The sequence below is a fragment of the Achromobacter sp. HNDS-1 genome (assembly GCF_040084795.1).
Taxonomy (GTDB): domain Bacteria; phylum Pseudomonadota; class Gammaproteobacteria; order Burkholderiales; family Burkholderiaceae_B; genus Achromobacter; species Achromobacter ruhlandii.
On record NZ_CP157584.1, the window covers coordinates 2,259,461 to 2,282,821 of the forward strand.

A 23,361-nucleotide genomic window follows, 5' to 3' on the forward strand; every position below is an offset into this window, starting at 1 on the left:
GTTCACTCCTTGGCGGCGGCCAGCGCCCAGGCCGGCACGGGCTTGAGGTCCCAGATGAGGCCGGCGGCGGCCAGCAGGCGCAGGCCGTACCAGGTGATGTCGATCTCATGGGCGCGAAAGCCCTGCCGCGCCGACCCCGGATAGAAATGATGGTTGTTGTGCCAGCCCTCGCCGAACGTCAGCAGCGCCAGCCAGGCGTTATTGCGGCTGTCGTCGGCGGTGTCGTAGCGCCGATTGCCGTAGCGGTGCGCCAGCGAGTTGATGGTGACGGTGGCGTGAAACAGCGCCACCGTCGAAATGAAAAAGCCCCAGACCAGCATCTGCGGTCCGTTCGTGCCCAGGCCGGGCGCGACGCGCTCCAGCAGTGCGCCCAGTCCGTAGCAGCCCAAGGCCAGCGCCAGCGGCACCGCCGCGTCGAAGCGGTCGAGCCAGCGCAGTTCGGCGTAGCCGCGCAGGTCCGGCACGCGCGCCAGGTCGGTGGCGAAGGCGCGGCGCGTCAGGAACCAGCCCATGTGGCTCCACCAGAAGCCGTGGCGGCGCGGCGAATGCAGATCCTGCTCATCGTCGGCATGGCGGTGATGGTGGCGATGATGGGCCGCCCACCACAGCGGTCCGCGCTGCGCGCACGATGCGCCCAGCACGGCGAACAGGCACTGCATGGCGCGCGAGGTGCGGAAGGCGCGGTGCGAGAAGTAACGGTGGTAGAAGCCGGTCAGGGCGAACATGCGCACGGCGTACAACGCCCCCGCCAGCGCCAGCGCCACCGGCGACACGCCGGTCCACAGCGCGCCCAGGCAGCCGGCGTGCAACAGGGCGAAAGGCAAGGCGCGGGTCCAATCGATGCGATCGGGGTCGCCGCCGGGCGCATCCTGCGCCTGTGTGTCGACCCAGCGTCGTATCGAAGCGGTCCAGCCGGTAAGAACGGAACGCATCATGGTGTCCTGTTTGAAACGTGTCGAGATATACGGGCACGGCGAGGCGCCGGATGCATAAGTGAAAACCCTTACTCGCAACGCGACACCAGCGGCGTGGCCGCCGCCGCGTCCAGGTCGCGCGCCGAGGGCGGCGGCCGGATGGCATCGGCCGGGAATTCGATGCGCACGGTCTGCGTGCCGCCGTTGCCGTCGCGCAGGTTGCTGGGCCCCTCGAACCGCAGCAGGCGCTGGCTGGCACTGTCGTAGGTCACGCGCAAGGTGGGCGCGGCAAAGCCGTACCAGGCGTCCAGCCGCAGGCGGAAACTGCGCTCGCCCTGGCCGGCGGCGTCGCGCGCCTGCACCGCCAATGGCAACCAGTCCAGCCGGCTGGGCACCAGGAAGCGCGGCGAAGCTTCCGGCGGCTGCCAATGGGCGCGCAGCCAGGCGTCGAAACCGGCATCGACCACGGGGTCGTCCACTTCCGGCAGCTTGCGGCTCTGCATCTCGGCGCCGGCGCGCGGCTGAACGTAAACGGTGCGTCCCCCCTGGCGGGTGTCCACCCCTTCGCGGTAACCGTCGCGCTGGTCATACAGGGCGAAATCCGGCGCCGGGTCGTCGATCCCGCCGCGCACCCATTTGCGCGCGAACGCCGCGCCGCCCGGGCAGCGGTACAGCACCAGGCGCTCCTGCCGGGCGCCTTCGCGCACCACCCAGTGTTCTTCGCGATAGCGCTCGGCGCCGTCGCGGCTGTCATAGGCGTAGCCAAGGTAGTGCTGGTTGGCGGACCAGGCGCACAGGGGCGCCAGCAGCACAAGCGCAAGCAGCGGTCGCATGGTCATTCTCCTTGGCCGCCGGGACAGGGCCGGGCCACGAACTCGCCCAGGTCGTCGAGCACCGGCGCGCGCCAGCGCAGCGGCCGCGACAGCGCGCCCACCAGCAGCTTGTGGCCCAGGTCGGGGTACTGCACCAGCCGCGCGCACGCGCCCGCCTCCCGCAAGGCCTGCGCCAGGCCGACACTGTTGCGGCGCGGGTCGACCGTGGTGTCGGCGGCGCCGGTCAGCAGCAGACCGGGCGGCGCGTGCAGGCTGGCGTGATGAATGGGTTGGGAGTCGGCCGGCGTGGCGGGATAGCCGAACACCGGGCGCACGTCGCGCGCCACGATGGGCAGGAAGTCATAGGGGCCGGCCAGGCCGATCCAGCCGGCCAGGGTCGCCGGGCTGGAGCCGGCGCCGCCCAGCCAGCGGCCGTCCAGCGCCAGCATGGCCGCGATGTAGCCGCCGGCGCTGTGGCCGGCAACGAAGACCCGCGCCGGATCGCCGCCATAGGCGTCGATATGCTGCTGTGTCCAGGCCACCGCCATGGCGGCATCGCGCAGGAAGTCCGGGTAGCCGGCTTCGGGGTAGAGCCGGTAGTCGGCGACGACGGCCACGATGCCGCGCGCCGCCAGCGCGTCGCCCACGAACCGGTAGTCGGCGCGGTCGCCGCTGCGCCAGCTGCCCCCGTAGAAAAACACCACCACCGGCGCGCGTGTCACGGCGGGCGGCCGGTAGATGTCCAGCCGCTGACGCGGCAACGGGCCATAGGCAACGCCCGCCGTGACGCGGCTGGCGTCGTCGGGCACCGCGCCGTTCAGCAGCGTCAAGGGCGAACAGGCGGCCAGCAGGCCCAGGGCCAGCGTGGCCAGGGCCATGATGGCAAGCAGGCCTCGCGGGCCGGCGGCGATCCAGGAAGACATGGGGCACTCCGCAACGGAATACCCCCCTATACGCGGCCCGGCCCGCTTTGGATGCGGATCAGATCTTGAGCACGTCGCCGCTCATGATGACCGGCCCGGTGGGCTTGCCCGAAGGCGACCCGCCCGGCGGTTCCAGCGTGATGGCCAGGGTCTGCACCCCCTCCAGGCCCTGGGCGCGCGGCAGTGCCGTCAAGCCCTCGGGCGCCACCAGGCCGACCGACTGCGGCGCCTGTCCCGGCGGGATCACCCAGAGTTCCAGCGCCTTGCCGCCGGCGCGCGACGCCAGGTCCTGCAAGGCCTGGACGTGCAGGCCGCCGCGCTCGTCGGCGCGCACCACCAGCATCGCCTGGGCTTCCGGACTTTGCAGCACCGCCATCAACTGGGTGCGCGCGGCGCGGTCGACCTGCATGGGATAGACCACCACCCCGGCCACCAGCACCGCCGCGAGCGCGCCGCTGAGCACGCGCCAGAAGGCCAGCCCTTGCCAGCCGCGAGCGCCGCCGGGCTTGAGCCGCGATTCGATGGCGCGCCAGACGCGGCGCGGCGGCACCCGGGCGGGCAGCGACCACAGCAAGGGATAGATATCGTCTTCCCATTCGCGCACCTGGCGGCGCAGGTTGGCATCGGCGGCCATCAGGCCCTCGAAACGGCGGCGCGCGCCGCCGCGCATGGCGCCGGCCACGTAGTCCGCGGCAAGCCGCGCGCGCAGCTCGGGATCGCTGTAGTTCATGACAGGCACCTCTTGAGCCGGTCCATGCCGCGCCGCACCCAGCTCTTGATCGTGCCCAGCGGCGCCTGCAGGCGGCGGGCGATCTCGCTGTGGCTGAGGTCATCGAAGAAGGACAGGGCGATGGCGGTGCGTTGCGGCCCGTCGAGCTGTTTCAGGCAGTCGGCCAGGCGCTGTCCGTCCTGGTCGCGCTGCAACCGTTCGAACGGCCCGGGCGCGTCGTCGGCCCAGGCAAGTGTCAAGGCACCATCGGCATCGGGGCGCTCCAGGTCAGGCTTGCGCAACAGGTCGATGCAGCGGTTGCGCACGATGCGCGTCATCCAGGTCATGACTTGGCTCTGCTCCGAAGAATAGCGGGCGGCATTGCGCCAGATATTGATGAAGCTGTCCTGGAGGACTTCCTCCGCCCAGTCGCTTCGCCGCAATATACGTACGGCAAGCGCAAACAGATGCGGCGAGGTCTGTCGATAGAGTTCGGCCAGCGCGGATTCCTGGCCGCGGGCACAATCCTGTATCAAAGCCTGCAGACGAAGCGGGTCGGGCATGGCGGCTATCCGAGGTCACTGGCTATGCGATCGCGCGACGGGAAACGGCGCTCGGGGACGGATGTCTTGGAGCGCATGATACAGGCAAGTCCGCAGGCATGGTGCGGCCGGCGCGCCATCGCCGGCATGCCGCGAACCGCCAGCGCGCCCCCAGGCGCGCGCGGCCAGCCGGTCAGCGCAACGGCGTCGCTCGGCCCAGGCCCGCCTACGCGGCCAGGGCCGGCGCCGGATGCAGGCTGCGGATGGCGTGCAGCACGTCCTGCGGCTCGGCCGGCTTGCGCAGCAGCGTGGCGCGGCCGGCGCAGGCCGCTTCGAGTTCGGATTCGGGCCGACCGCTCAGCACCAGCACGGGGGTGTCGCTCAGGTAGGCGTTCTCGCGCATGGCGGTGAGCAGCGCGCCGCCGTCCATGCCGGGCATGGAAAAGTCGGTAATGACCACGTCAGGCCGCAGCTCCAGCATCTGCCGCAGCGCGGTCAGTCCGTCCGTGTGCGTCGCGACCTCGTAGCCTTCGCCGCTCAGGAACTCGCTCATCAGGGCGACCAGCGTGGGCTGGTCGTCGACCAAAAGGATTTTCGTCATGGTTGTTCAGGCCGGGGCCTTGGCGCAAGCCGAGGCGCGGGCGAATAGGCAAAGCGGGGGGAAGGCGCATGCTAGGACATGCCGGCCCTACAGAGGGGAAGCATTTGTATCCGTACGCAACAATTGGACAGACCCCTGTATAGTCGTCGTTCCTTTCGCACCCGAATACACCGTTCCCATGCCGCATTCGCCGCAACGCGCCGCCCGCCACGCCCTGCCCCGCACCTTGATGCTCGGCTTCGTGACGGCCGCCCTGGCCACGCTGGTCATCGCTTTTGTCAACGTGCGCTCGGCCGACACCCGCACCCAGGCGGTCAAGGCCATGGACCGCGCCACCGAGACGCTGCGCCAGCTCAGCCTGTTCAACTCGGCGCTCAAGGATGCCGAGATCGGCCAGCGCGGCTACCTGCTGACCGGGGATCCCACCTACCTGCAGCCCTATCTGCGCTCGGTCCCCCTCATCGAGCAGCGCCTGGCCGTGATCCAGGAGGCCGCCGCCGCCGACCCGGCCCAGCGCCGCATCGTCAACGACATCGCCGGAATCACCCAGCAAAAGCTGGCCGAACTGCGCGAAACCGTCGACATGCGCAAGGCCGGCGACGCCGCCGGCGCGTTGGCCGTGGTGCGCACCGATGCCGGCAAGGACGCGATGGACCGGCTGCGCGACCTGGTCGCCGACCTGTACACGCGGCAACTGTCGCTGGTCGAGGATCAACGCGAAACCTGGGCCTCGGCCTCGGCCACCTCCACCTATTACTCGTGGGGCGGTTCGCTGTTGCTGCTGGCGCTGATCCTGGCCTCGGCCGCGGTGACCATCCGCGAATACCGCGCCAAGGCGCGCCAGGCCTGGGTCACGGCCGGCCTGTCGGGCCTGGGCATGCGCCTGCGCGGCGATCACCGGCTGGACGAGATCGGCAAACGCGCCCTGGAGTACCTGGCCGAATACCTGCATGCCAGCGTGGGCGCCGGTTACGTGGTCAAGGGCGGCGACGACCTGGAACTCTTTGGCGGCTACGCCCTGCCCGCCGAGCGCCTGACGCAGAAGATCGCGAGCGCGCAAGGACTGGTGGGACAGGCCGCCAGCTCGCGCAAGCTGCTGCACCTGCGTGACGTGCCCCCCGGGCATTTCGAGGTCTCGTCGGCCACCGGGCGTTCCAATCCGGCCGAACTGGTGCTGGCGCCCGCCATGCAGAACGACCGGGTGTATGCGGTGATCGAGCTGGGCTTCAACCACCCGGTGGGCGAGAGCGAGCGCAGCCTGCTCGAAGGCGCCTCCGAGATGCTGGCCTCGGCGATCCGCGCCGGCCTGGACCGCACCCGCCTGGAATCGCTGCTGGCCGAAACCCAGCGCCAGTCGGAAGAACTGCAGACCCAGCAGGAAGAACTGCGGGTCAGCAATGAGGAACTGGAACAGCAAAGCCGTATCCTGCAGGAATCGCAGGCGCGCATGGAAGTGCAGCAGACCGAGCTCAAGCAGGCCAATGTCAGCCTCGAACAGCAGACCGAGCAGCTGCTGCGGGTGCAGGGCGCGCTGACCGACAAGGCGCGCCTGCTGACGCAGGCCAGCCAGTACAAGAGCGAGTTCCTGGCCAACATGAGCCACGAACTGCGCACGCCGCTCAACTCCACGCTGATCCTGGCCAAGCTGCTGTCGGACAACAAGCCCGGCAACCTGAGCCCGGAGCAGGTCAAGTACGCGCAGACCATCCACGCGGCGGGCAGCGATCTGCTGGCGCTGATCAACGACATTCTCGACCTGGCCAAGATCGAGGCGGGCCAGGCCACGGTGGAGGTCGAAGAGGTCGCCATCGCCCCGGCGCTGCAACGGCTGCTGGATCCGCTGCGGCCGATCGCGCAGGAAAAGCGCCTGGCGCTGGAACTGGACATCGCCGCCGACGTGCCGGCGTCGCTGCATACCGACCCGCAGCGTCTGGGCCAGGTGCTCAAGAACCTGCTGTCGAACGCGCTCAAATTCACCGACCAGGGCACGGTCGGGCTCAAGGTCGCGCGCGCGCCGCGCAACATGCTGTCGTTCGCCGTGCACGACACCGGGATTGGCGTGGCGGCCGACCAGCAGGAACTGATTTTCGAGGCTTTCCGCCAGGCAGACGGCAGCACCCATCGCAAGCATGGCGGCACCGGCCTGGGACTGTCGATCTCGCGCGACCTGGCCAAACTGCTGGGCGGCACCCTGTCGCTGGTCAGCACGCCGGGCCAGGGCAGCGTGTTCACGCTGCTGCTGCCGCTGCGCCTGGAAGCCGCGCCGGCCGCGCGCGAGACCGTCATCCCGAACATGGCCGCCCCCGCGCCGGCCGTGCCCGCGACGCCGCCGGCCATCGCCGCCGCGGCCATCGAACCCGAACCGGCGTTCCATCACGAGGCCGGCCAGGACGGCGCCCGCACCATCCTCGTCATCGAAGACGACGAGCGCTTTGCCTCGATCCTGGGCGACCTGGCGCGCGAGATGGGGTTTGCCTGCATGGCGGCGCACACCGCCACCGACGGGCTCGCCCTCGCCACCCGGCGGCGTCCCGACGCCATCGTGCTGGACATCAACCTGCCCGACTTCTCCGGGCTGGGCGTGCTGGACCAGCTCAAGCGCAACCCGCACACCCGCCACATCCCGGTGCACATCGTGTCCGTGGCCGACTACGCGCAGGAAGCCATGGGCCGCGGCGCGGTCGGCTACGCGCTCAAGCCGGTCAAGCGCGAGGAACTGGTCCATGCGTTGCAGCGCCTGGAGGCCAAGTTCACGCAGAACGTGCGGCGCGTGCTGGTGGTCGAGGACGACGAACGCCAGCGCGACAGCGTGCGCGAACTGCTGGCGCGCGATGACGTCGAGATCGTGCCCGCCGCCACCGCCAGCGCCGCGCTGGACCTGCTGCGCACCACCACCTTCGACTGCGTCGTGATGGACCTGAACCTGCCCGACATCAGCGGCCACGAACTGCTGCGCGAGATGGCCGAGCAGGACAGCGTGTCGTTCCCGCCCGTGATCGTGTACACAGGCCGGGCCCTGTCGCGCGACGAGGAACAGCGGCTGCGCCGCTTCTCCAAGTCCATCATCATCAAGGACGCGCGCTCGCCCGAGCGCCTGCTCGACGAAGTGACGCTGTTCCTGCACCAGGTCGAGGCCGACCTGCCGCCGCAGCAGCGCCAGATGCTGGAGCTGGCGCGCAGCCGCGACACCGCGCTGGAAGGCCGCACGGTGCTGGTGGTCGAGGACGACGTGCGCAACGTGTTCGCGCTGTCCAGCATCCTGGAGCCGACCGGCCTGCGGGTGGAAATCGCGCGCAACGGCCGCGAGGCGCTGGAGGCCCTGGACCGCGCCGGCAGCGATGGCCAGCGCGCCATCGACCTGGTGCTGATGGACATCATGATGCCCGAGATGGACGGCTATACCGCCATGCGCGAGATCCGCGCCCGGCCCGAATGGCGCCGCCTGCCCATCATCGCGCTGACCGCCAAGGCCATGAAGGACGACCAGGATAAATGCCTGGCCGCCGGCGCCAACGACTACATCGCCAAGCCGCTGGATGTCGAGCGCCTGCTGTCGCTGGTGCGCGTCTGGATGCGCAAGTGACGAGCCGCCGCCCGCCCCCTTCCAAGACCATGAACACGCCGCCGCCCGCCAAGGTGCCCACCGAGGACATCGAGCAGCGCCTGCTGCTCGACGCGATCTACCACCACTATCACTACGACTTCCGCGCCTACGCCCAGGCCTCGCTCAAGCGGCGCCTGCAAAGCGCCCTGTCCCACTTCGGCTGCAAGACGCTGTCCCAGCTGCAGGACCGCGTGCTGCACGAACCGCCAGTGTTCACGGAGCTGCTGCAATTCCTCACGGTGCAGGTCAGCGACATGTTCCGCGACCCCAGCTATTTCCTGGCGCTGCGCAACGAAGTGGTGCCGATCCTGCGCACCTATCCTTCGATCAAGGTGTGGGTGGCCGGGTGCAGCACGGGCGAGGAAGTCTATTCGCTCGCCATCCTGCTGCACGAGGAAGGCCTGCTGGATCGCGCGCTGATCTACGCGACCGACATCAATCCGCACGCCTTGCGCACCGCCGAACAGGGCGTGTACGACCTGGAGCGCGCCGCCACCTTTACCCGCAACCACGCGCAGGCCGGCGGCCGCAGCTCGCTGTCCGACTACTACACCGCGCGCTACGGCCGCGTCGTGTTCGACAAGGCGCTACGCGAACACATGGTGTTCTCGGATCACAGCCTGGCCACGGACAGCGTCTTCGCCGAAGTGCACCTGGTATCGTGCCGCAACGTGCTTATCTATTTCGAGCGCGAACTCCAGAACCGGGCGCTGCGCCTGTTCCACGACGCCCTGGTGCATCGCGGCTTCATGGGCCTGGGATCGCGGGAATCGGTGCGCTTTTCGGCCCAGGCAGACGGCTTCGACGATTTCGTGCTCGAAGACCGCATCTACCGCAAGAAGGCCGGTCTATGAGCCGTCGTTCGCCGGCCCCGCGCGAAGACGCAACGGCCTCGGCCGCCTGGGACGCCATCGTGATCGGCGGTTCGTCGGGCGCCATCGATGTCCTGAACCTGCTGCTGCCGGCGCTGCCGGCCGGCCTGCGGGCGGCCGTGATCGTCCTGCTGCACCTGCCGCGCGACCGCCGCAGCCTGCTGGCCGACATTTTCCGCGACCGCTGCGCCCTGCCGGTGCTGGAGGCCGAGGACCAGATGCCGATACAGCCGGGGCACCTGTACTTCGCCCCGCCCGACTACCACCTGCTGGTCGATCGCGGGCCGCGCCTGGCCCTGTCGATCGGGCCGCCGGTGCATTTCTCGCGGCCATCGATCGACGTCTTGTTCCAGTCCGCCGCGGACTGCTATCGCGAGCGCCTGCTGGGCGTGCTGCTGTCCGGCGCCAATGAGGACGGCGCCGACGGCCTGGCGGCGATCCGGGCCGCGGGCGGCCACGCGCTGGTCCAGGCGCCCGAGACCGCCGCCATGCGCGCCATGCCCGACGCCGCCCTGTCCCGGGTCCCATCATCGCAAGTCCTGCCTCCGGAAGCCATCGCCGCCCTGCTGGCGCGCCTGCCCTGACACCTCCTTCCCCGACACCATGCTACTGACACCTGCCAAATCATCGGACGACCGTATCAAGTGCCTGCTGGTCGATGACGTGCCCGAAAACCTGATCGCCCTGGAAGCGCTGCTGGCCAGCGAGCGTGTCCAGGTGCTCACCGCCCAGTCCGGCCCGCAGGCGCTGGAACTGCTGCTGAATCATCCGGACGTGGCGCTGGCGCTGCTCGACGTGCAGATGCCGGACATGAACGGCTTCGAACTGGCCGAGCTGATCCGCGGCAGCGAACGCACCCGCCACATCCCCCTGATCTTCATCACCGCCGGCTCGCGCGAGCAGAACTGGCAGTTCCGCGGCTACGAGAGCGGCGCGGTGGACTTCCTGTACAAGCCGGTCGACCCCTACATGCTGCGCAGCAAGGCCAACGTCTTTTTCGAGCTGCACGAACGCCGCCACGCGCTGGCGCGCGAACTGGAGGCGCGCACCGAGGCGCTGCGGGTCAACGACATGTTCATGGCCGTGCTCGGCCACGACCTGCGCACGCCGCTGCAGGCCGTCATCATGGGCGCGTCGCTGCTGCAACGCCAGAGCGAGGATGCGCGCGTGGTCAGCCTGGCGCAGCGCATCCTGCAAAGCGGCGAACGCATGAACCACCTGATCGCGGATCTGCTCGACGTCACGCGCATCCGCCAGGCCGGCGGCCTGGCGCTGGCGCCGACCCGCCTGGACATGGCAACGCTGGTAGACCGCACGCTGGACGAGATCCGCACCGGCGCCGGCGACCGCCGCATCGATACCGAATGCCATGGCGATACGGCTGGCGATTGGGACGGGGAGCGTATCGCGCAGGTGCTCGCCAATCTGCTGGGCAATGCCCTGCACCATGGCAGCCCCGAGGCGCCGGTGCGCGTCGAAGTCGATGGCGCGACGCCCGGCCAGGTCACCGTCACGGTCAGCAACGGCGGCACCATTCCTCCGGAACTGCTGCCGCAGCTGTTCAATCCGTTCCGCAGCGGCGCCCGTCCCGCCAGCGGCCACCGCGGCCTGGGCCTGGGCCTGTTCATCGCGCAGCAGATCGTGCTGGCGCATGGCGGCCGCATCGCCGCCGAATCGCGCGATGCCATCACGCGCTTTCGCGTGACGCTGCCGCGCCAGGTGCCGCCGGCCGCCGGCTGAGCGCGGCGCGTTCGTTCTGTCGCACCTGTAACCGTCGGCGATACCGGACGGCTGCTAAGATCGGCGCACGCAAAAGTTGGGGCGCCGCGCGCAAGCGCCGGCGCCGCATTCCGCCGAATGACAAGACTTCCATTTGCCTTTCTGGCCGGTCCTTTCTGGACGGCCGTGTTCCTTGGCCTGCAAGCGCGCCTGTTCTGGCGCGACGCGCCCGGCCTCGCCGGCCCCGGCGAACCGCCGGACTGGGTGCTCATGGCCACGTTGCTGGGCCTGCTGGCCGGCGCCATCGCCATGGCCGTGCTGGGCCTGCCGGCGCACCGCCTGCTGCGGCGTCGCCGCCGCACCGCGCTGGCGCCTTACGTGCTGGCCTTCACCGCCATCGGCCTGGTGGGCTGGTGCGCCGCGCTCCTCATCGCCTCCGCGTTCGGTCCCGCCGACCTGCGCCTCGCCTTGTACATGCTGGCCGACACCGTGGTGTCACGCCCGGCGGTCCCCCTGGCAGCCGCCGCGCTGGGCGCCCTGATCGGCGCCAGCTTCTGGGCCATCGCCCGACCCGACAGGACTGCCCCGCTCCCCGAATCATCCACTCCCCGACCTGGAGGCTCCGCATGATCCGCCACCGCCCGCTCGCCCTGACCGCCGCCGCCTTCGCGCTGTGCGCCGCATCCACCAGCTACGCACAGTCCGACCGCGAGGTCGTCGACACCACGGTGGCGCGCAGCGCCAACGTGTGCCCCGGGCACAGCAAGGAGCGCACCACGCCGACCGTCAAGCTGGTGCCCGTGGGCGCCCTGCGCGTGCTGCTGGACAAGGGTTTCGTGATGTGCCCCGACCGCCGCCTGGACGCCGACGCGCCCGTGGCCTGGTACGGCCAGTGGGGCGTGTACGCCTGGAATCCCGAGGTCGATGGCGCCGGCAAGCTGGCGGCCGCGCAGATCGACAAGATGACGCGCAGCGAGGACTTCCCGACCGACACCCGAGTATGGAGCCTCGCGGGCGAAGCGCTGAAGAACCGCACGGTGCCCGCGTTCGAACCGCGTCCCGGCGCGGCGGTGCGCGTGAAAGTCCAGTAACCCCCGTGGCCGCGCAAGGTGCCACGATGCGACGCGCCTTGGGCGCCCTGTTGCTGGCCGGCGCGGCCGTGCTGGCGTCCCCCGCCAGTGCCCTGTCGCGCCTGGAAATCGAGGCCACGCTCGCGGCCGCCATGACCCAGGTCGCGGACCAGTACGTCGATCCGGTCGGTTCACGCATGCTGGCGGTGCACGGCCTGCGCGCGCTGGCGGTCCTGCCCGGCGCCGACGCGCCCGCGCGCCGGGCCGCCATCGAGCAGGCCGTCCAGGCCGAACATCAGGCCGAAGGCCTTGCCCCGCAAACGCGCATCCTGGCCGATGAAATCCTGCGCTTTGGCGACGGCGCGGCGCGCGAGGCGGCGCTGTACGCGGCCCTGCGCGGCATGATGGCCAGCCTGGACCCCTATAGCCGCGTCGCCAGCCGTGCCGAACTGGCGCCCCCGCCCGCCTCGGTCGGCCTGGAACTCTCTCTGCGAAATGGCGCCCTGACCGTGGTGCGGCCCTTGCCCGGCGGCCCCGGCGAACGCGCCGGCATCCAGGCCGGCGACATCGTCGTCAGCGTCGACGGCCAGCCCACCGCGGGCCTGCCGCTCCCCGAGGCCGTCGCCTTGCTGCGCGGCGCGACCGGCACCCGGCCGGCGCTCGCGCTGCGTCGGCCCGGCACGGCCGGCACGATCATGGCGCAGCCCGTGCGCGGGCCGGTGCAGGCGCCGCCCACGGTGCAGTGGGAACGGGATGGCGCGGTCGCGCTGATCCGGGTGTCCGGCTTCGACAGCAGGACCGGCGCCCAGTTGCGGGAATCGCTCGACGCCGCCGCCCGCGCCGGCGCCCCGCTGGCGGGCCTGGTGCTGGATTTGCGCGGCAATGCCGGCGGACTGCTCGACGTGGCCGAACAGGTCGCCGGCATGGCGCTGCCCGAAGGCGCTACGATCGGCGGCCTGCGTGGCCGCACCCCGGCCAATGCCCACCCCCTGCGCGCCCGCGACGCCCTGCTGCCGCATGATGTGGCGGTGGTGGTGCTGGTCGATCACCGCACCGGCGCCGGCGCGGAGATCGTGGCCGCCGCCCTGCAGGACCACGGCCGCGCCCTGTTGATCGGCGCGCAGACCGCTGGCGCCGGCACGATCCAGACGGTACTGCCCCTGCCCGCCGAACAGGGCGCGCTGGTGGTGACCACCGCCCGCGTATACCGCGCCAATGGCGCGCGGCTGGATGCGGCCGGCGTGACGCCGGACATGCTGCTGGACGAAGCCACGCGGCGGATCACCGTGCGCGCCGATCTCGCGGCCGACTTCAACAGCGCCTTGGCGCAGCGCGTGCGCACGGCCGTGGCCAGGGCGCCCGCCGGCGCCGACACGGCCCGGCTGGCGGCGCTGACCGCGCTGGCGGACGCCGGCCGCGACTGATCCTGCCATCCGCGTCACCCGCGGCGCGTGCGCGCACGCGTGGCGGGATCCGTGGCAAGCGCATCATCGGTGGCGTTGCGCGGCGCGGTCGCCGCCGCCACCGGCGCCACCATGGCCTGCGCGGCGCTGGCGGCCACGACCAGCGCGGGCGGCAGCAGCGCAGGCTGGCCAGCCGCGATGCGATACGGCTGCAACGGCAACAGCGCAGGGATCGTGCCCAGGTCATTGGCCGCCCCGGCGCGCGCCTGCAATACCGTCTGCTCATCCCGAAGCGCCTGGTTGACCGCCGCGCCGCGCGCCTGCAGGCGCGCCTGTTCCTCGTGGAAAGCGCGGATCGCGTTGCGCACGCAGTGCGCGGTGTATTGGTCGCGCAGCGGATCGACGGACGCGCCGGCGCCTGCCCGTGCCAACCCGGTCACCCCGGGCGGCGTTGTCGCCCGCGGGCGCTCGGCTTGCGGGCGCGTGAACGATGGCGCCGGCGCGCCCCGCCCCGCCTGCATCTGGACGCGCAGGCGCTCGGCGCGGTAGGGATCGCGCACATCGCCCATCCGCGCCGCGTCAAGCGCATCGAGGCCGCAGTGGCTCATGACTGTACCCGGGCCACGCCGGCCGGCACATGACGGCGCCGCGCGCGGATCCACAACTGCTGCGCGGCCGCGCCCAGCACGAACAACGCCAGCCAGGTCGCCAGCGCGCCCCGCACCAGCGGCGACTGCGGACTCTCGGCGAACGGATGCGACGCCGGCAACCGCGTCAACGTTTCCGCGATGCCCGGGATCCACATGAGGAAGAAACTGAACGAAAGGCCCAGTTGGGCCAGATGCTGGCGAGCGCGGGGCAGCCACGGCATCCGCGCCACCAGCAGCGCCCCCGACACCGCCAGCAGCGCCAGGATGCCGAGCGCGTGCCCGGCATTGAAGCCGCCGGTGCTGGACAGCCCGAAGGACGTCAGCACGGCCACCAGCAAGCCGCCCAGATAGACCTTGCCGGCGGGCGTGGCGCTGTCGATGCCGCGGTAGCGGACGAAGCTGTACAGCCCGGTGAAGGCGGGCACCAGGCTGATGAGGGTGTGCGCCGCGCCCAGGGCGGAAATGGGATGTGGCATGAGGGGAACTCCTTGAAAGAGGGGCAAACAGACGGTGGGAAAAAGACGGCAGGTATGCGTCACGCTAAACAACCAACTAGTTGGTTGGTTTTGATGACAAAAAAAGCGCACCCGCCGGGGTGCGCCGCAAAACGGTCAGGCTGGCGCCGTCAGCCTGGCAATGGCCGCGCGCGCAATCGCGGCGAACGTGTCGGGATCGCCGAACGCCCGCGCCGTCAGCATCGCGCCGTGTACGGTGGACATGAAGGCTTGCGCCTCGGCCTGGGCGCCGCCGCGCAACTGGAACTGCCCGGTCGCGGCGCCATGTTCCAGCACCAGCGCCAGCCACGTGCTCAGTTCGCTGAAATAGGCCCGCACCGCGTCGGCGACCGCCTGCGGCAACAGGGGCAATTCGGCGGCCAGCATGGCGCAGATGCAAATGGGCGCGCTGCCGTCGCGGATACAGCCGGCCCAGTAGTCGGTATAGGCGGTCAGCCGCGCCAGCGGATCCTTGACGCGCTGGTCGAGCGCCGCCAGGCCGTCGCGGGCCTGCGCGCGATGCTGCGCCACCACGGTCAGCACCAGGTCGACCTTGGCCGGGAAATGGTGGTGGATGCTGGCCTTGCCGATGCGCACGCGCTCGGACACATCGGCATAGCTGAAGCCGTGATAGCCGCCGGCGGCAAGCAGCTGCTTGGTCTGCGCGACGATTTCCAGCGCCCTTGGGGACAGTTCCAGGTTTATCGGTATGGACATGATGATCAGCGAAAACGACGGATGCGGCCGGGCGCGGACAGTTTCGAGAAAACCAATCTACTAGTTGGTTGATTTTCTGTCAATCGACGATTTCCTCCCGCCCGCGATGCGCCCCGGGCACCTGCCCTGCCGGCCGCTCGCGCCCGGAATCGGGGTCAGCCCGTCCGCGACGCGACTTGCTAAGATGCCCGCAACCGGCAATTTCATATCCCTGCCTTCCGGAGCCACGCCTCTTGACGCGGATACTCACGACCCTGCTCTCCCTTGCCGCGCGGGCGCTGTTCTTCGCCTGCCTGGCCTCCCCCGCCCTCGCCGCGCCGCCCACGCTGGCGCAGTGCAACGGCATCAAGGACCTGGCCTTCGTTGCCCACCTGGACGACGACCTGCTGTTCATGAACCCGGACATCGCCTCCAACATCGCGGCCGGCGGCTGCGTGCGCGTGGTCTATCTGACGGCCAGCGACGCCGGTGAAGGCGACACTTACATGCTGGGCCGCGAGCGCGGTGTGCGCGCCGCCTACGCCTACATGGCGCGCCAGCCCGATCTCTGGAAAGAAAGCGCCGGCCGCGTCGGCCAGCGGCAGATCGCGCGCTTCACCCTGAGCGGCAATCCGCGCGTGCAACTGTGGCACCTGCGCCTGAAGGACCCGTGGCTGGGCAAGGGCTGGGGCAGCCTCACGCCGCTGAGCCGCACCGAATCCGAACCGGGGCAAATGGTGGACACGCTCGGCCCCTACCCCGAGGTCTACTCGCGCGAGCAACTGGTCGACACCCTGGCCGAACTGATCCGCCAGTATCAACCGACCACGGTGCGCCACCTGGACGACACCATCACGGTGCCTTACACGCAGTTGTGCTGGCGCTGCGCCGGACACGGGCATCCCGACCATATCGCCAGCGCGCGGCTGGTGCGCGCGGCCATGCTGCGCGCGCCCGGCAACTATGCCGAGACCGGCTACATCGACTACCCCAGCCAGGAACGCGCCAGCAACCTCGCCGAAAACGAAATCGCCACCAAATCGGAGATCTTCCAGCACTATGCCTGGAACGACTACCACTATTGCGCCGGCCCCACGGGCTGCAAGGAACCCGCCGGGCCGGCCGCCGCGTGGGTGCAGCGCGCCTACTACGTGTCGCGGCAGGACATGCCGCCGCAGATCTATCCGGATGGACGCGACGGCCTGGTGGTGTTCGCCGCCGGCGAAACCAATGCCGCCGTCAACCGCTGGGATTCGGGTCAGCGCCGCTGGCAGAGCCTGGGCGGGCGCACCAGCGGCCCGCTGGTCACGTTCGGCCACGCCGACGGCACCGCCGGCCTGATGGCGCGCGATCCCCTGGGCGGGGTGTGGGCCAACAAGCAGCGCCACGATGGCACCTGGCAGGGGTGGCAGGCACTGGCCGGCATCCGCGTCACGCAGATCCCGGCCGTGGCGCCACGCGGCGAGGCCGCCGCCGTGGCACTGGGCTACGACGGCCTGCTGCACTGGATCGCGCCTTCAGGCATCGACGGCAGCTGGAGCACCTGGCAAAGCCTGCCGCCGCTGGACGGCGCCACCGGCGCGCCCGCAGTCGTGCGTGGCAACGATGGCCGCTACATCGTGTTCGCATCGGCGGGCGGCGGCCAGCTGTTCTACACCCGCCAACGGCCCGCCGCCAAAGGCCAGCGCCCCGACTGGCAGCCCTGGCGCCGCATCCCCGCGCCCCAAGCGGCCGGCGGACTGGCCGCGATCCGCAACCATGAACACCGGGTCGAACTCTATTTCCGCCAACGCGCCAACAATCACCTGACCCGCCTGGAAGAAGCTGGCGACACCACGGACATGGACATGGACTGGAGCGCGCCCGCCGACCTGGGCGTGCCCTATATCGGCCGCCCCGCCATCGACGCCGATGCCCAGGGCAACGTGGTCCTGGCGATCCTGGAACGCGCCGATGGCCCGCTCTGGCTGGTCGAACGCGGCAAGCCGACGCGGCTGGAGGCCGAGGCCGCGTCACCGCCGGCGCTCCATCTCATCAATGGCACGTTGTATGTGGTGGCGCGCATGGCGGGCGGCCCCCAGCGTTACCAGGTGCTCTCGCGCCGCGATGGCCAGTGGGCCGCCAGCCTGACGCTGGACGGCATGCCGGCCACCGGCGGCGGCCCCTTCGCCAACCTGGCCGCGCGGCCCGCGGACCTGCCCAAGCTGGGCGCCAACGACAGCCACAACGCCGTGGTCATACGGCCATCCCCCTCCGAGCCGGGCACCTTGACGCAGGAACCCATGCCCACGCAGGCCTCGCGCGCCGCCACCCCGACCCATACGCAATGACAACCCCGACATCCAACATGCTCCGTTCCCTGTCCGCCCTGGCCGCCCCCCTGGCGCTGGCCGCCTTGCTCGCCCCCGGCGCCGCGCACGCCGCCCGTGACGCCTGCCCGCAGGCCGAGGCGATCGTGCGCGCGGCCTATCCCCAGGCGCCCGCCGCCGACAAGGAAGGCAACCTCCGTCTTGGCCGCGACAACATCGTCATCCGCATCGCCGACGCCGATTACGGCGAGCCTTTCGCCGTGATCTGCAAGACGTGGCCGGCCCACCCCGACCTGCTGCTGGCGGCGATTCCACTGGTGCAGGACACGCCCAACCAGGACGACGGCCACACGGGCGACCTGCGCATCCTGGTGCTGGACCGCGCCACCCTGAAGACGCGCCATGACATCCTGCTGCCCGGGGTGATGTCGGACGACGCCATACGCATCACCAACGTATCCTTCGACACCGCCCGTTATGACCTTGCCCCGGGCCGCCGCGCCTTCGGCCTGCGGATCTCCCACGTCGGCGCCTCGCGCGCCAATCCCTTCGACGAAACCAGCCTGCGCCTGTTCGATATCGGCCCCAAGGGGCTGGCGATGGTGCTGGACGGCCTGATCGCCAGCCGCTCGACCGGTGAATGGGACACCAACTGCGCCGGCAGATTCAACAGCCGCGTGGTCACCCTGTCCGTGGGCGACACGGCCACCCACGGCTACCGCGACCTGATCACGAGCGAGTCGTACGAGTCGAGCCGCGCGGCCTTGCAGAAAGGCGACTGCCAGGAAAAGGTCGTCGACAAGGGCAAGATCCCGCGCACGCTGAAGTTCGACGGCCAGCGCTATCAGATCCCGGAGAAGTTGCGGTCGCTGGACCGGGACAACGCGGGGTAGCCTGGCGCCGACGCTCGCGCGCAATCAGCGTTTGGGCCTCGGATACTCCAACTGCAATGCCACGAAATCGGCTGTCGCCTGGCCGTAGCGATCCTGCAGCAGATCCAGCATGCGGGCGAGCGCCGCGCGCGGCTCCCCCTCGGCCGCGGGCTTTTCCGCGAGCCACGGCAATGACGCCTCGCCGGCATCCGCCCCGTCGTCTGGCAGATAGACCAGGCCGCTCGCCAATGTGACCGGCCCCGCATCGCCGGTTCTTCCAACGATCGAGGTCCGGTAGCTGCGGGCGAACGCATCGGCGGCAAGCGCCAGATACAGATCATCGGCGCCGGGCGCCAGCCGCGCCACCAGAGTTTCATGGCGCCAGAACGCCACCGCATTGGCCGCCGCGGTGTATAGATGCCGCGGCCCGAGACGGAACCCCTCTCCGGAGTGCGGCCCGCCCCACTCGCCCTCCCCCAACTCCCGCGCCAGCGATTGCGCCCGCGACCGGCCCGCCAGCGCCTGCACCAGCGCCAGCGACACCGGAATCGAGGCGCTGACACCCGTGGTGGTCACGACATTCCCGTCGGCCACGTAGCGCCGATCCTGACGCCATCGCACGCCGGGAAAGCCGTCGGCAAGGGCGCCGCGGGAATACCAATGCGATACCGCCTCGCGGCCCTCCAGCAAGCCGGCCCGGGCCAGCACCCAGACCCCATCGCAGATTCCGATGACCACCGCGCCCTTGCGGGCCTGGCCCGCCACCCACACCAGCAATCGTGGATCGTCGTCATCGTGCACGGCCGGCACGATGACGTAGTCGGCGCCATCGGGATAGCGCTGGTCGAAAGCGGCGATATCGGCGTCGGGGCGCGCCCGCAATGCCGGGAAAAAGCGCACGGGTCCCGGCTCCAGCCCCAACGCCCACACATCGGCGCCGCCGGCGCGCTTCAATACGGCGTACGGCACCACGAAATCCGCCAACTCGGTGTTCGCGTTGTGCGCGATCACGGCAACCACCGGCCTGCGCGACGGATCCGCGGACAGGCGCGGGCCTGGCAGCGCCTGCCCCGCTTGCGGGCTGGACAGGGCAGCCGGCACACCGCCGGGATCGCGCCACACAAGCGTCGCAATGACGACCGGCACGCACGCCAGTGCGCACCACAAAACCGAACGACGCCCCTTGCCCGACATCGGTGTACCCCTGCATTCGACGAGGCCCGGCCTCAACCCGGCGAGACTAAGACATCCGCAAGGCTGGCAGCAATGACAAGATTCCGCCGTTTTCTGCCACTGGCCGTTACCATGGCGGCTGTTCCTCCCCTCCCGTCCCTCATGTCGCTCCCGCTCCCGCCAGCCGACAGGTCGCGCCTGATCGCGATCCTCGCCTTCCCCACCGCGCAGCATCTGGACATTGCGGGTCCCGCCGATGTCTTCGCGATGGCCAGCGCGCTGGGCGTGGATACCCCCTACCGCGTCGTCGTCCTGTCCGGCGCCGGCGGCCCCATCACGCTGTCGAACGGGTTGACCTTGCACACGGAAGCCGCCGCCAGCGTCGCCCCCGCCAGCGTCGACACGCTGATCATCGCGGGCGGCGAACGGGACGGGTTGATGCATGCCGGAGCGGATCAAGCGTTGCGAGCCTGGCTGGACCAGGCGTGCCCGCGTGTGCGCAGGCTGGCCTCGGTATGCACGGGCGCATTCCTGCTGGCCCACTGGGGCATGCTGGCCGGTCGGCGCGTGGCGACCCACTGGAGTTCCGCGCAGTTGCTGGCGGGGCATTTCACCGACCTGGATGTGGATCCCGACGCGTTGTATGTCCAGGACGGCAGGCTCTGGACCTCGGGCGGCGTGACCGCCGGCATCGACATGTGCCTGGCGATGGTCGAGCAGGATGCGGGCCGCTGGCTGGCCTCTCGCGTGGCGCGCCAATTGAACCTGGCGTTGCGGCGGCCCGGCAACCAGGCGCAGTATTCGCTTATTCTGGAGGGGCAGGCCGGCGCCTATGGCGAACTGGTCGATTGGCTGCGCCGCCACATGGCCGAGGCCATCAGCGTCGAACGCATGGCCCAGGCGGCGGGCCAGGCGCCCCGCACCTTCCATCGTGGATTCACACGCGCGACCGGGTTCACGCCGCGCGCCTTCCTGGAAGCGTTGCGGCTGGAAACGGTACGCGCGGGCCTGGATGCCAACCAGTCGCTCAAGGCATTGGCAAGGACCACCGGATTCCGTTCCGAGGGGCAACTGTCCAAGGCCTTCCAGCGGCGCTTCGGTCTCACGCCCTCTCAGTATCGCGGCCGCGCTCAGGCGACTTGAGCCTGCGCATGCCGCCCACCGCGGCGGAGCGTCTGGCGCGCCGCGGGCTCACGGACAGCATCTACCGCGGCCCCGCCTGCCTGAGCGTTTCCTGCACGTCTTCGAGTTTCTGTCGAAGCTCCAGCAACTCCGCCTCGACCAATCTGAACAACCCCGAGGCCACCTCCGCGTGCAGCGCGAACGCGGCTTTCACGCCGTCGAGATCATTCGCGGTGTCCATCAGCCTGGCTACGGTGACCAGACTCTGATTCAAGGCCGCCAATCTGACTGTCATGGGTGAGTGCTCCCATCGGATTTGATTGGAAATCCATCCCGCGGCGGATTCCGCCCCCTCAGCTACCCTGATGCCCGCCAGACCGTCGCGGCCATCGGACCGCCGGCACGCCGTTCAGCGCGGGCCGGGCGAACAGGTAACCCTGGAAACGCTCCACCCCCGCCGCCTGCAGCCAACGCCACTCTTGTACCCGTTCCACGCCCTCGGCGACGGGCGTGATTCCCAACGCCGCGCACACTTCGACAATCGCGCGCACAATCGCTTGCCGCGGGCCATCCGAATGGATGTTCTGAATGATCTTGCGATCGATCTTGAGCTTGTCCGGCTGAAAATCCGCCAGCAACGACAGGCCGGCGAAGCCCGCGCCAAAATCGTCAATGGCCACGCCAATGCCGGCGCGCCGCAACCGCTCGATGGCCGCGCCGAAGTCGCCCTGGTTCACGATGGCCTCCTCCTCGGTGATCTCCACGATCACCTGCCGGGGCGACAAGCCGCACCCCGCGATCTGCTCGACCAGGAAGTCCACCGCGGACGGATCGGCAACCAACGACATGGGCAACAGATTCACCGACAGCTTGATGTCGTCCAGATGCAGGCGGCTTGCCAGGCGAAACGCGGACGCCTTGGACTCCAGGTCGATCCGGTAGCGCTGGTCTGGCGGCACGGACGAGAACAGCTCCTGCGGCGATCCGCCGGACGGACCACGAATCAGGAATTCGAACGAACTGATCACCCGCCGCATCGGCTCGACGATCGGCTGCAGGGCGAACTGGTAGGCTTGTTCCGCGCCCAAGCCAGGCTCGGGCAAGGCGGCGTCCGCCTCGAATCGCCAGCCCGCCCCATCGTCGCCATCAGCGATGAGGCGGGTTTCCCGCGTGAGCGCGTACCAGGTCAGAATCCTGGCGACCCGGTCGTCGCTGGCAGCCAGCCTGGCCTGTTTTTTCATCTTGTCGAGGATGAGCGAGGGCACCCGCGCCGCCTCGAACTCACGCAGGTCGATCATTGCCATCTGATCGCCCTCGAAACGGCGAAACGGTCCCTGGTCGCGCAGGAGCCGCACAACGCTCCCATGCCGCGGGTCGCGTTGGATCGTGTCGAACAGCGCCTCCACCGCCTGCGGCGGCCCTTCCAGCAACTGGACAAAGTGACTGCCGTCGAAAAGCAGGATGCCGGTGACGTTCAACGACGCGTTGCGCACCCTGGCCTTCCGTATGAGAAGGTCGAAATCGTCAGCGCGCATGGCGCTACAGAGCCGGCTGCGGTATATCAAGGTGGATAACATGACGACGCCTTTGTCACCGGTGCCTGCATGGTCAATGGCAAGAGTTTACGTCGGCGGCCCGCCGAGCGTCACCGGTTCGCACGCCGCCGCGCGCCGTCCGGTGGGTTGCGACCAGCGCCAACGAGAGCGTGGCGACGCCGCTCAGCGCGATGAAGGCCGCGCCGTACCCATGGTGTTGCGCCACCCAGCCGCCCAGGGCCGGGCTGAGCGCCGCGCCCACGCCCTGGATGGCCATGACCGCCCCCAACCCCGCATTGACATGCCCGCTTCCGCGCAGGATCGATGCCACCAGCCCCGGCAGCGCCACGCCCATCAGGCCGGCGGCGACGCCATCCATCATCTGCACCGGCACCAGCGCGCAAGCGGCGGGCAAGGCCGCGGCCAGCAGTCCGCGCAGCGGCAGCACACAGCACGCCAACGCGAGCAGCCGCCAATAGCCATACTGCCGGGCGTGGCGTCCGGCCAGCAGCGCCACCGGAATCATGACCAGTTGCGCGACGATGATCGTCAGCGCCGTATAGGCGCTGGGATCGGCCTGGCCGCGCGCAACGGCGGACTGCCCCAGCAGAGGCAGCATGGCCGCATTGCCAAGGTGGAACAGCATCATGATCAATGCCACCCGGCGCAGCGCTTTCGAGCGCGACAGCACTTGCCAGATGCCAGGCGCCGGTTGCGGGCCCACCGGGGCCGAGGCCGCGGGCTCGGCCCCGCGAGCGACATCATGGTCGATCGCCGACGGTCGGATGCGCCCCAGGCAGACGAACGCCCCGCATGGCACCACCACCATCAACACGAAGACCGCCGAAAGGCCCCAGCGGTAGCCGGCCAGGCCCGCCAGCGCCGCGGCCGCGACGTTGCCCGCGTGGTTCCAGGCCTCGTTCAGCCCAAGCTGGCGCGGCAGGCCGCGCGGACCAACCAGCCCCAGCGTCAGGCCCATGATGGCCGGCGCGAACAGGGCGCCAATAATGGCCGCGAGGATCTGCGTGGCGGCCGCCACGCTGGCCACCGGCAGGGCCCACAGCGCCAGGTTGCAGGCGATCAGGGCCAGGGTGGCGCCGGCCAGCAGGCCGCGCTTGCGGCGCGAGGCATCCACCCACGCGCCCATCGGCGTGGTGGCCAGCATGCCCGCCAGGCCGGCGGCCGTCATCAGGTAGCCGATGGCGTCGGCGTGCCAGCCATGGCCCAACAGGAACACGCCCAGGAAGGGGCCCAGCCCGTCGCGCACGTCGGCCAGGAAGAAGTTGACACCCGCCAGCCAGCGCTGCGAGTCGGTGTCCGTTTGCGCGGTCGTCATGATCG

At 70.1% G+C, this 23,361-nt stretch carries 23 protein-coding genes; 10 read left to right on the top strand and 13 right to left on the bottom strand.

Annotated features, from left to right (window positions below):
* Positions 1–2: 2 nt before the first annotated feature.
* The 6 genes from ABFG95_RS10475 to ABFG95_RS10500 form a co-directional block, all read right to left on the bottom strand.
* The gene (locus tag ABFG95_RS10475) at positions 3–932 is read right to left on the bottom strand and encodes an acyl-CoA desaturase (protein WP_348995826.1); all 930 of its coding nucleotides are present in this window, start codon (positions 930–932) and stop codon (positions 3–5) included.
* A 71-nt stretch (positions 933–1,003) separates the two neighbouring features.
* Positions 1,004–1,747: a hypothetical protein gene (locus ABFG95_RS10480; RefSeq protein WP_059272528.1), complete on the bottom strand. Its 744-nt coding sequence runs from the start codon at positions 1,745–1,747 to the stop codon at positions 1,004–1,006.
* A gap of 2 nt (positions 1,748–1,749) precedes the next feature.
* Positions 1,750–2,649, bottom strand: coding sequence for an alpha/beta hydrolase (locus ABFG95_RS10485; RefSeq protein WP_348995827.1), 900 nt, complete (start codon positions 2,647–2,649; stop codon positions 1,750–1,752).
* 58 nt (positions 2,650–2,707) lie between these two features.
* On the bottom strand, positions 2,708–3,379 hold the full coding sequence (locus ABFG95_RS10490) for an anti-sigma factor (protein WP_238907846.1): 672 nt from the start codon (positions 3,377–3,379) through the stop codon (positions 2,708–2,710).
* Complete coding sequence (locus ABFG95_RS10495; protein WP_049075999.1) at positions 3,376–3,921, bottom strand: sigma-70 family RNA polymerase sigma factor; 546 nt, start codon at positions 3,919–3,921, stop codon at positions 3,376–3,378. Before ABFG95_RS10495 ends, ABFG95_RS10490 begins: the two co-directional genes overlap by 4 nt.
* Positions 3,922–4,126: 205 nt before the next feature.
* Positions 4,127–4,501, bottom strand: coding sequence for a response regulator (locus tag ABFG95_RS10500; protein ID WP_235432695.1), 375 nt, complete (start codon positions 4,499–4,501; stop codon positions 4,127–4,129).
* A 178-nt stretch (positions 4,502–4,679) separates the two neighbouring features.
* Between ABFG95_RS10500 and ABFG95_RS10505 the strand changes: the two genes are divergently transcribed.
* From ABFG95_RS10505 to ABFG95_RS10535, 7 genes are all read left to right on the top strand, one after another.
* Positions 4,680–8,084 (top strand): response regulator, encoded by a 3,405-nt coding sequence (locus ABFG95_RS10505; protein ID WP_348995828.1) that lies wholly within the window; start codon positions 4,680–4,682, stop codon positions 8,082–8,084.
* A gap of 29 nt (positions 8,085–8,113) precedes the next feature.
* Positions 8,114–8,959: a protein-glutamate O-methyltransferase CheR gene (locus tag ABFG95_RS10510; protein ID WP_049076006.1), complete on the top strand. Its 846-nt coding sequence runs from the start codon at positions 8,114–8,116 to the stop codon at positions 8,957–8,959.
* Positions 8,956–9,561, top strand: coding sequence for a chemotaxis protein CheB (locus ABFG95_RS10515; RefSeq protein ID WP_059272531.1), 606 nt, complete (start codon positions 8,956–8,958; stop codon positions 9,559–9,561). The genes ABFG95_RS10510 and ABFG95_RS10515 overlap by 4 nt, the downstream gene beginning before the upstream one ends.
* Before the next feature lie 19 nt (positions 9,562–9,580).
* Positions 9,581–10,717 carry a hybrid sensor histidine kinase/response regulator gene (locus tag ABFG95_RS10520; protein ID WP_348995829.1) on the top strand — a complete coding sequence of 379 codons (1,137 nt, stop codon included), beginning with the start codon at positions 9,581–9,583 and terminating at the stop codon, positions 10,715–10,717.
* A 117-nt stretch (positions 10,718–10,834) separates the two neighbouring features.
* Positions 10,835–11,326 carry a hypothetical protein gene (locus ABFG95_RS10525; RefSeq protein ID WP_238907842.1) on the top strand — a complete coding sequence of 164 codons (492 nt, stop codon included), beginning with the start codon at positions 10,835–10,837 and terminating at the stop codon, positions 11,324–11,326.
* Positions 11,323–11,787 (top strand): hypothetical protein, encoded by a 465-nt coding sequence (locus ABFG95_RS10530; RefSeq protein ID WP_063585387.1) that lies wholly within the window; start codon positions 11,323–11,325, stop codon positions 11,785–11,787. The genes ABFG95_RS10525 and ABFG95_RS10530 overlap by 4 nt, the downstream gene beginning before the upstream one ends.
* A 26-nt stretch (positions 11,788–11,813) precedes the next feature.
* Positions 11,814–13,190 (top strand): S41 family peptidase, encoded by a 1,377-nt coding sequence (locus ABFG95_RS10535; RefSeq protein ID WP_348995830.1) that lies wholly within the window; start codon positions 11,814–11,816, stop codon positions 13,188–13,190.
* A 14-nt stretch (positions 13,191–13,204) separates the two neighbouring features.
* Here ABFG95_RS10535 and ABFG95_RS10540 read toward each other — a convergent pair whose 3' ends face one another.
* From ABFG95_RS10540 to ABFG95_RS10550, 3 genes are all read right to left on the bottom strand, one after another.
* Complete coding sequence (locus ABFG95_RS10540) at positions 13,205–13,777, bottom strand: hypothetical protein (RefSeq protein ID WP_348995831.1); 573 nt, start codon at positions 13,775–13,777, stop codon at positions 13,205–13,207.
* The gene (locus ABFG95_RS10545; protein WP_348995832.1) at positions 13,774–14,295 is read right to left on the bottom strand and encodes a hypothetical protein; all 522 of its coding nucleotides are present in this window, start codon (positions 14,293–14,295) and stop codon (positions 13,774–13,776) included. Before ABFG95_RS10545 ends, ABFG95_RS10540 begins: the two co-directional genes overlap by 4 nt.
* A gap of 135 nt (positions 14,296–14,430) precedes the next feature.
* A complete protein-coding gene (locus ABFG95_RS10550) occupies positions 14,431–15,030 on the bottom strand; it encodes a TetR/AcrR family transcriptional regulator (RefSeq protein WP_049076022.1) in 600 nt (199 codons plus the stop codon).
* Between the two features lie 233 nt (positions 15,031–15,263).
* Between ABFG95_RS10550 and ABFG95_RS10555 the strand changes: the two genes are divergently transcribed.
* The gene (locus tag ABFG95_RS10555) at positions 15,264–17,339 is read left to right on the top strand and encodes a PIG-L family deacetylase (protein ID WP_348995833.1); all 2,076 of its coding nucleotides are present in this window, start codon (positions 15,264–15,266) and stop codon (positions 17,337–17,339) included.
* A 17-nt stretch (positions 17,340–17,356) separates the two neighbouring features.
* Complete coding sequence (locus ABFG95_RS10560; RefSeq protein WP_063589077.1) at positions 17,357–18,211, top strand: hypothetical protein; 855 nt, start codon at positions 17,357–17,359, stop codon at positions 18,209–18,211.
* Between the two features lie 24 nt (positions 18,212–18,235).
* Here ABFG95_RS10560 and ABFG95_RS10565 read toward each other — a convergent pair whose 3' ends face one another.
* The gene (locus ABFG95_RS10565) at positions 18,236–19,384 is read right to left on the bottom strand and encodes a DJ-1/PfpI family protein (protein ID WP_348995834.1); all 1,149 of its coding nucleotides are present in this window, start codon (positions 19,382–19,384) and stop codon (positions 18,236–18,238) included.
* A gap of 141 nt (positions 19,385–19,525) precedes the next feature.
* Between ABFG95_RS10565 and ABFG95_RS10570 the strand changes: the two genes are divergently transcribed.
* Positions 19,526–20,506 carry a DJ-1/PfpI family protein gene (locus ABFG95_RS10570; RefSeq protein WP_348995835.1) on the top strand — a complete coding sequence of 327 codons (981 nt, stop codon included), beginning with the start codon at positions 19,526–19,528 and terminating at the stop codon, positions 20,504–20,506.
* A 61-nt stretch (positions 20,507–20,567) separates the two neighbouring features.
* On the opposite strand, the gene ABFG95_RS10575 is transcribed toward ABFG95_RS10570, so the two are convergent.
* From ABFG95_RS10575 to ABFG95_RS10585, 3 genes are read right to left on the bottom strand one after another with little or no spacing between them, the layout of a single operon-like run.
* Complete coding sequence (locus ABFG95_RS10575; protein ID WP_054415139.1) at positions 20,568–20,780, bottom strand: hypothetical protein; 213 nt, start codon at positions 20,778–20,780, stop codon at positions 20,568–20,570.
* Between the two features lie 58 nt (positions 20,781–20,838).
* Entirely contained in the window at positions 20,839–22,062 is a 1,224-nt protein-coding gene (locus ABFG95_RS10580) for a diguanylate phosphodiesterase (protein ID WP_068980839.1), read from the bottom strand.
* A gap of 31 nt (positions 22,063–22,093) precedes the next feature.
* Positions 22,094–23,356, bottom strand: a complete 1,263-nt coding sequence (locus ABFG95_RS10585; protein ID WP_059272542.1) for an MFS transporter — start codon at positions 23,354–23,356, stop codon at positions 22,094–22,096.
* Positions 23,357–23,361 lie beyond the last annotated feature (5 nt).

Excerpts from the sequence above, each read along its gene's own strand:
- ABFG95_RS10475 (WP_348995826.1), bottom strand. The coding sequence starts at position 932 with ATGCGTTCCGTTCTTACCGGCTGGACCGCTTCGATACGACGCTGGGTC.
- ABFG95_RS10480 (WP_059272528.1), bottom strand. The coding sequence starts at position 1,747 with ATGCGACCGCTGCTTGCGCTTGTGCTGCTGGCGCCCCTGTGCGCCTGG.
- ABFG95_RS10485 (WP_348995827.1), bottom strand. The coding sequence starts at position 2,649 with ATGTCTTCCTGGATCGCCGCCGGCCCGCGAGGCCTGCTTGCCATCATG.
- ABFG95_RS10490 (WP_238907846.1), bottom strand. The coding sequence starts at position 3,379 with ATGAACTACAGCGATCCCGAGCTGCGCGCGCGGCTTGCCGCGGACTAC.
- ABFG95_RS10495 (WP_049075999.1), bottom strand. The coding sequence starts at position 3,921 with ATGCCCGACCCGCTTCGTCTGCAGGCTTTGATACAGGATTGTGCCCGC.
- ABFG95_RS10500 (WP_235432695.1), bottom strand. The coding sequence starts at position 4,501 with ATGACGAAAATCCTTTTGGTCGACGACCAGCCCACGCTGGTCGCCCTG.
- ABFG95_RS10505 (WP_348995828.1), top strand. The coding sequence starts at position 4,680 with ATGCCGCATTCGCCGCAACGCGCCGCCCGCCACGCCCTGCCCCGCACC.
- ABFG95_RS10510 (WP_049076006.1), top strand. The coding sequence starts at position 8,114 with ATGAACACGCCGCCGCCCGCCAAGGTGCCCACCGAGGACATCGAGCAG.
- ABFG95_RS10515 (WP_059272531.1), top strand. The coding sequence starts at position 8,956 with ATGAGCCGTCGTTCGCCGGCCCCGCGCGAAGACGCAACGGCCTCGGCC.
- ABFG95_RS10520 (WP_348995829.1), top strand. The coding sequence starts at position 9,581 with ATGCTACTGACACCTGCCAAATCATCGGACGACCGTATCAAGTGCCTG.
- ABFG95_RS10525 (WP_238907842.1), top strand. The coding sequence starts at position 10,835 with ATGACAAGACTTCCATTTGCCTTTCTGGCCGGTCCTTTCTGGACGGCC.
- ABFG95_RS10530 (WP_063585387.1), top strand. The coding sequence starts at position 11,323 with ATGATCCGCCACCGCCCGCTCGCCCTGACCGCCGCCGCCTTCGCGCTG.
- ABFG95_RS10535 (WP_348995830.1), top strand. The coding sequence starts at position 11,814 with ATGCGACGCGCCTTGGGCGCCCTGTTGCTGGCCGGCGCGGCCGTGCTG.
- ABFG95_RS10540 (WP_348995831.1), bottom strand. The coding sequence starts at position 13,777 with ATGAGCCACTGCGGCCTCGATGCGCTTGACGCGGCGCGGATGGGCGAT.
- ABFG95_RS10545 (WP_348995832.1), bottom strand. The coding sequence starts at position 14,295 with ATGCCACATCCCATTTCCGCCCTGGGCGCGGCGCACACCCTCATCAGC.
- ABFG95_RS10550 (WP_049076022.1), bottom strand. The coding sequence starts at position 15,030 with ATGTCCATACCGATAAACCTGGAACTGTCCCCAAGGGCGCTGGAAATC.
- ABFG95_RS10560 (WP_063589077.1), top strand. The coding sequence starts at position 17,357 with ATGCTCCGTTCCCTGTCCGCCCTGGCCGCCCCCCTGGCGCTGGCCGCC.
- ABFG95_RS10565 (WP_348995834.1), bottom strand. The coding sequence starts at position 19,384 with ATGTCGGGCAAGGGGCGTCGTTCGGTTTTGTGGTGCGCACTGGCGTGC.
- ABFG95_RS10570 (WP_348995835.1), top strand. The coding sequence starts at position 19,526 with ATGTCGCTCCCGCTCCCGCCAGCCGACAGGTCGCGCCTGATCGCGATC.
- ABFG95_RS10575 (WP_054415139.1), bottom strand. The coding sequence starts at position 20,780 with ATGACAGTCAGATTGGCGGCCTTGAATCAGAGTCTGGTCACCGTAGCC.
- ABFG95_RS10580 (WP_068980839.1), bottom strand. The coding sequence starts at position 22,062 with ATGTTATCCACCTTGATATACCGCAGCCGGCTCTGTAGCGCCATGCGC.
- ABFG95_RS10585 (WP_059272542.1), bottom strand. The coding sequence starts at position 23,356 with ATGACGACCGCGCAAACGGACACCGACTCGCAGCGCTGGCTGGCGGGT.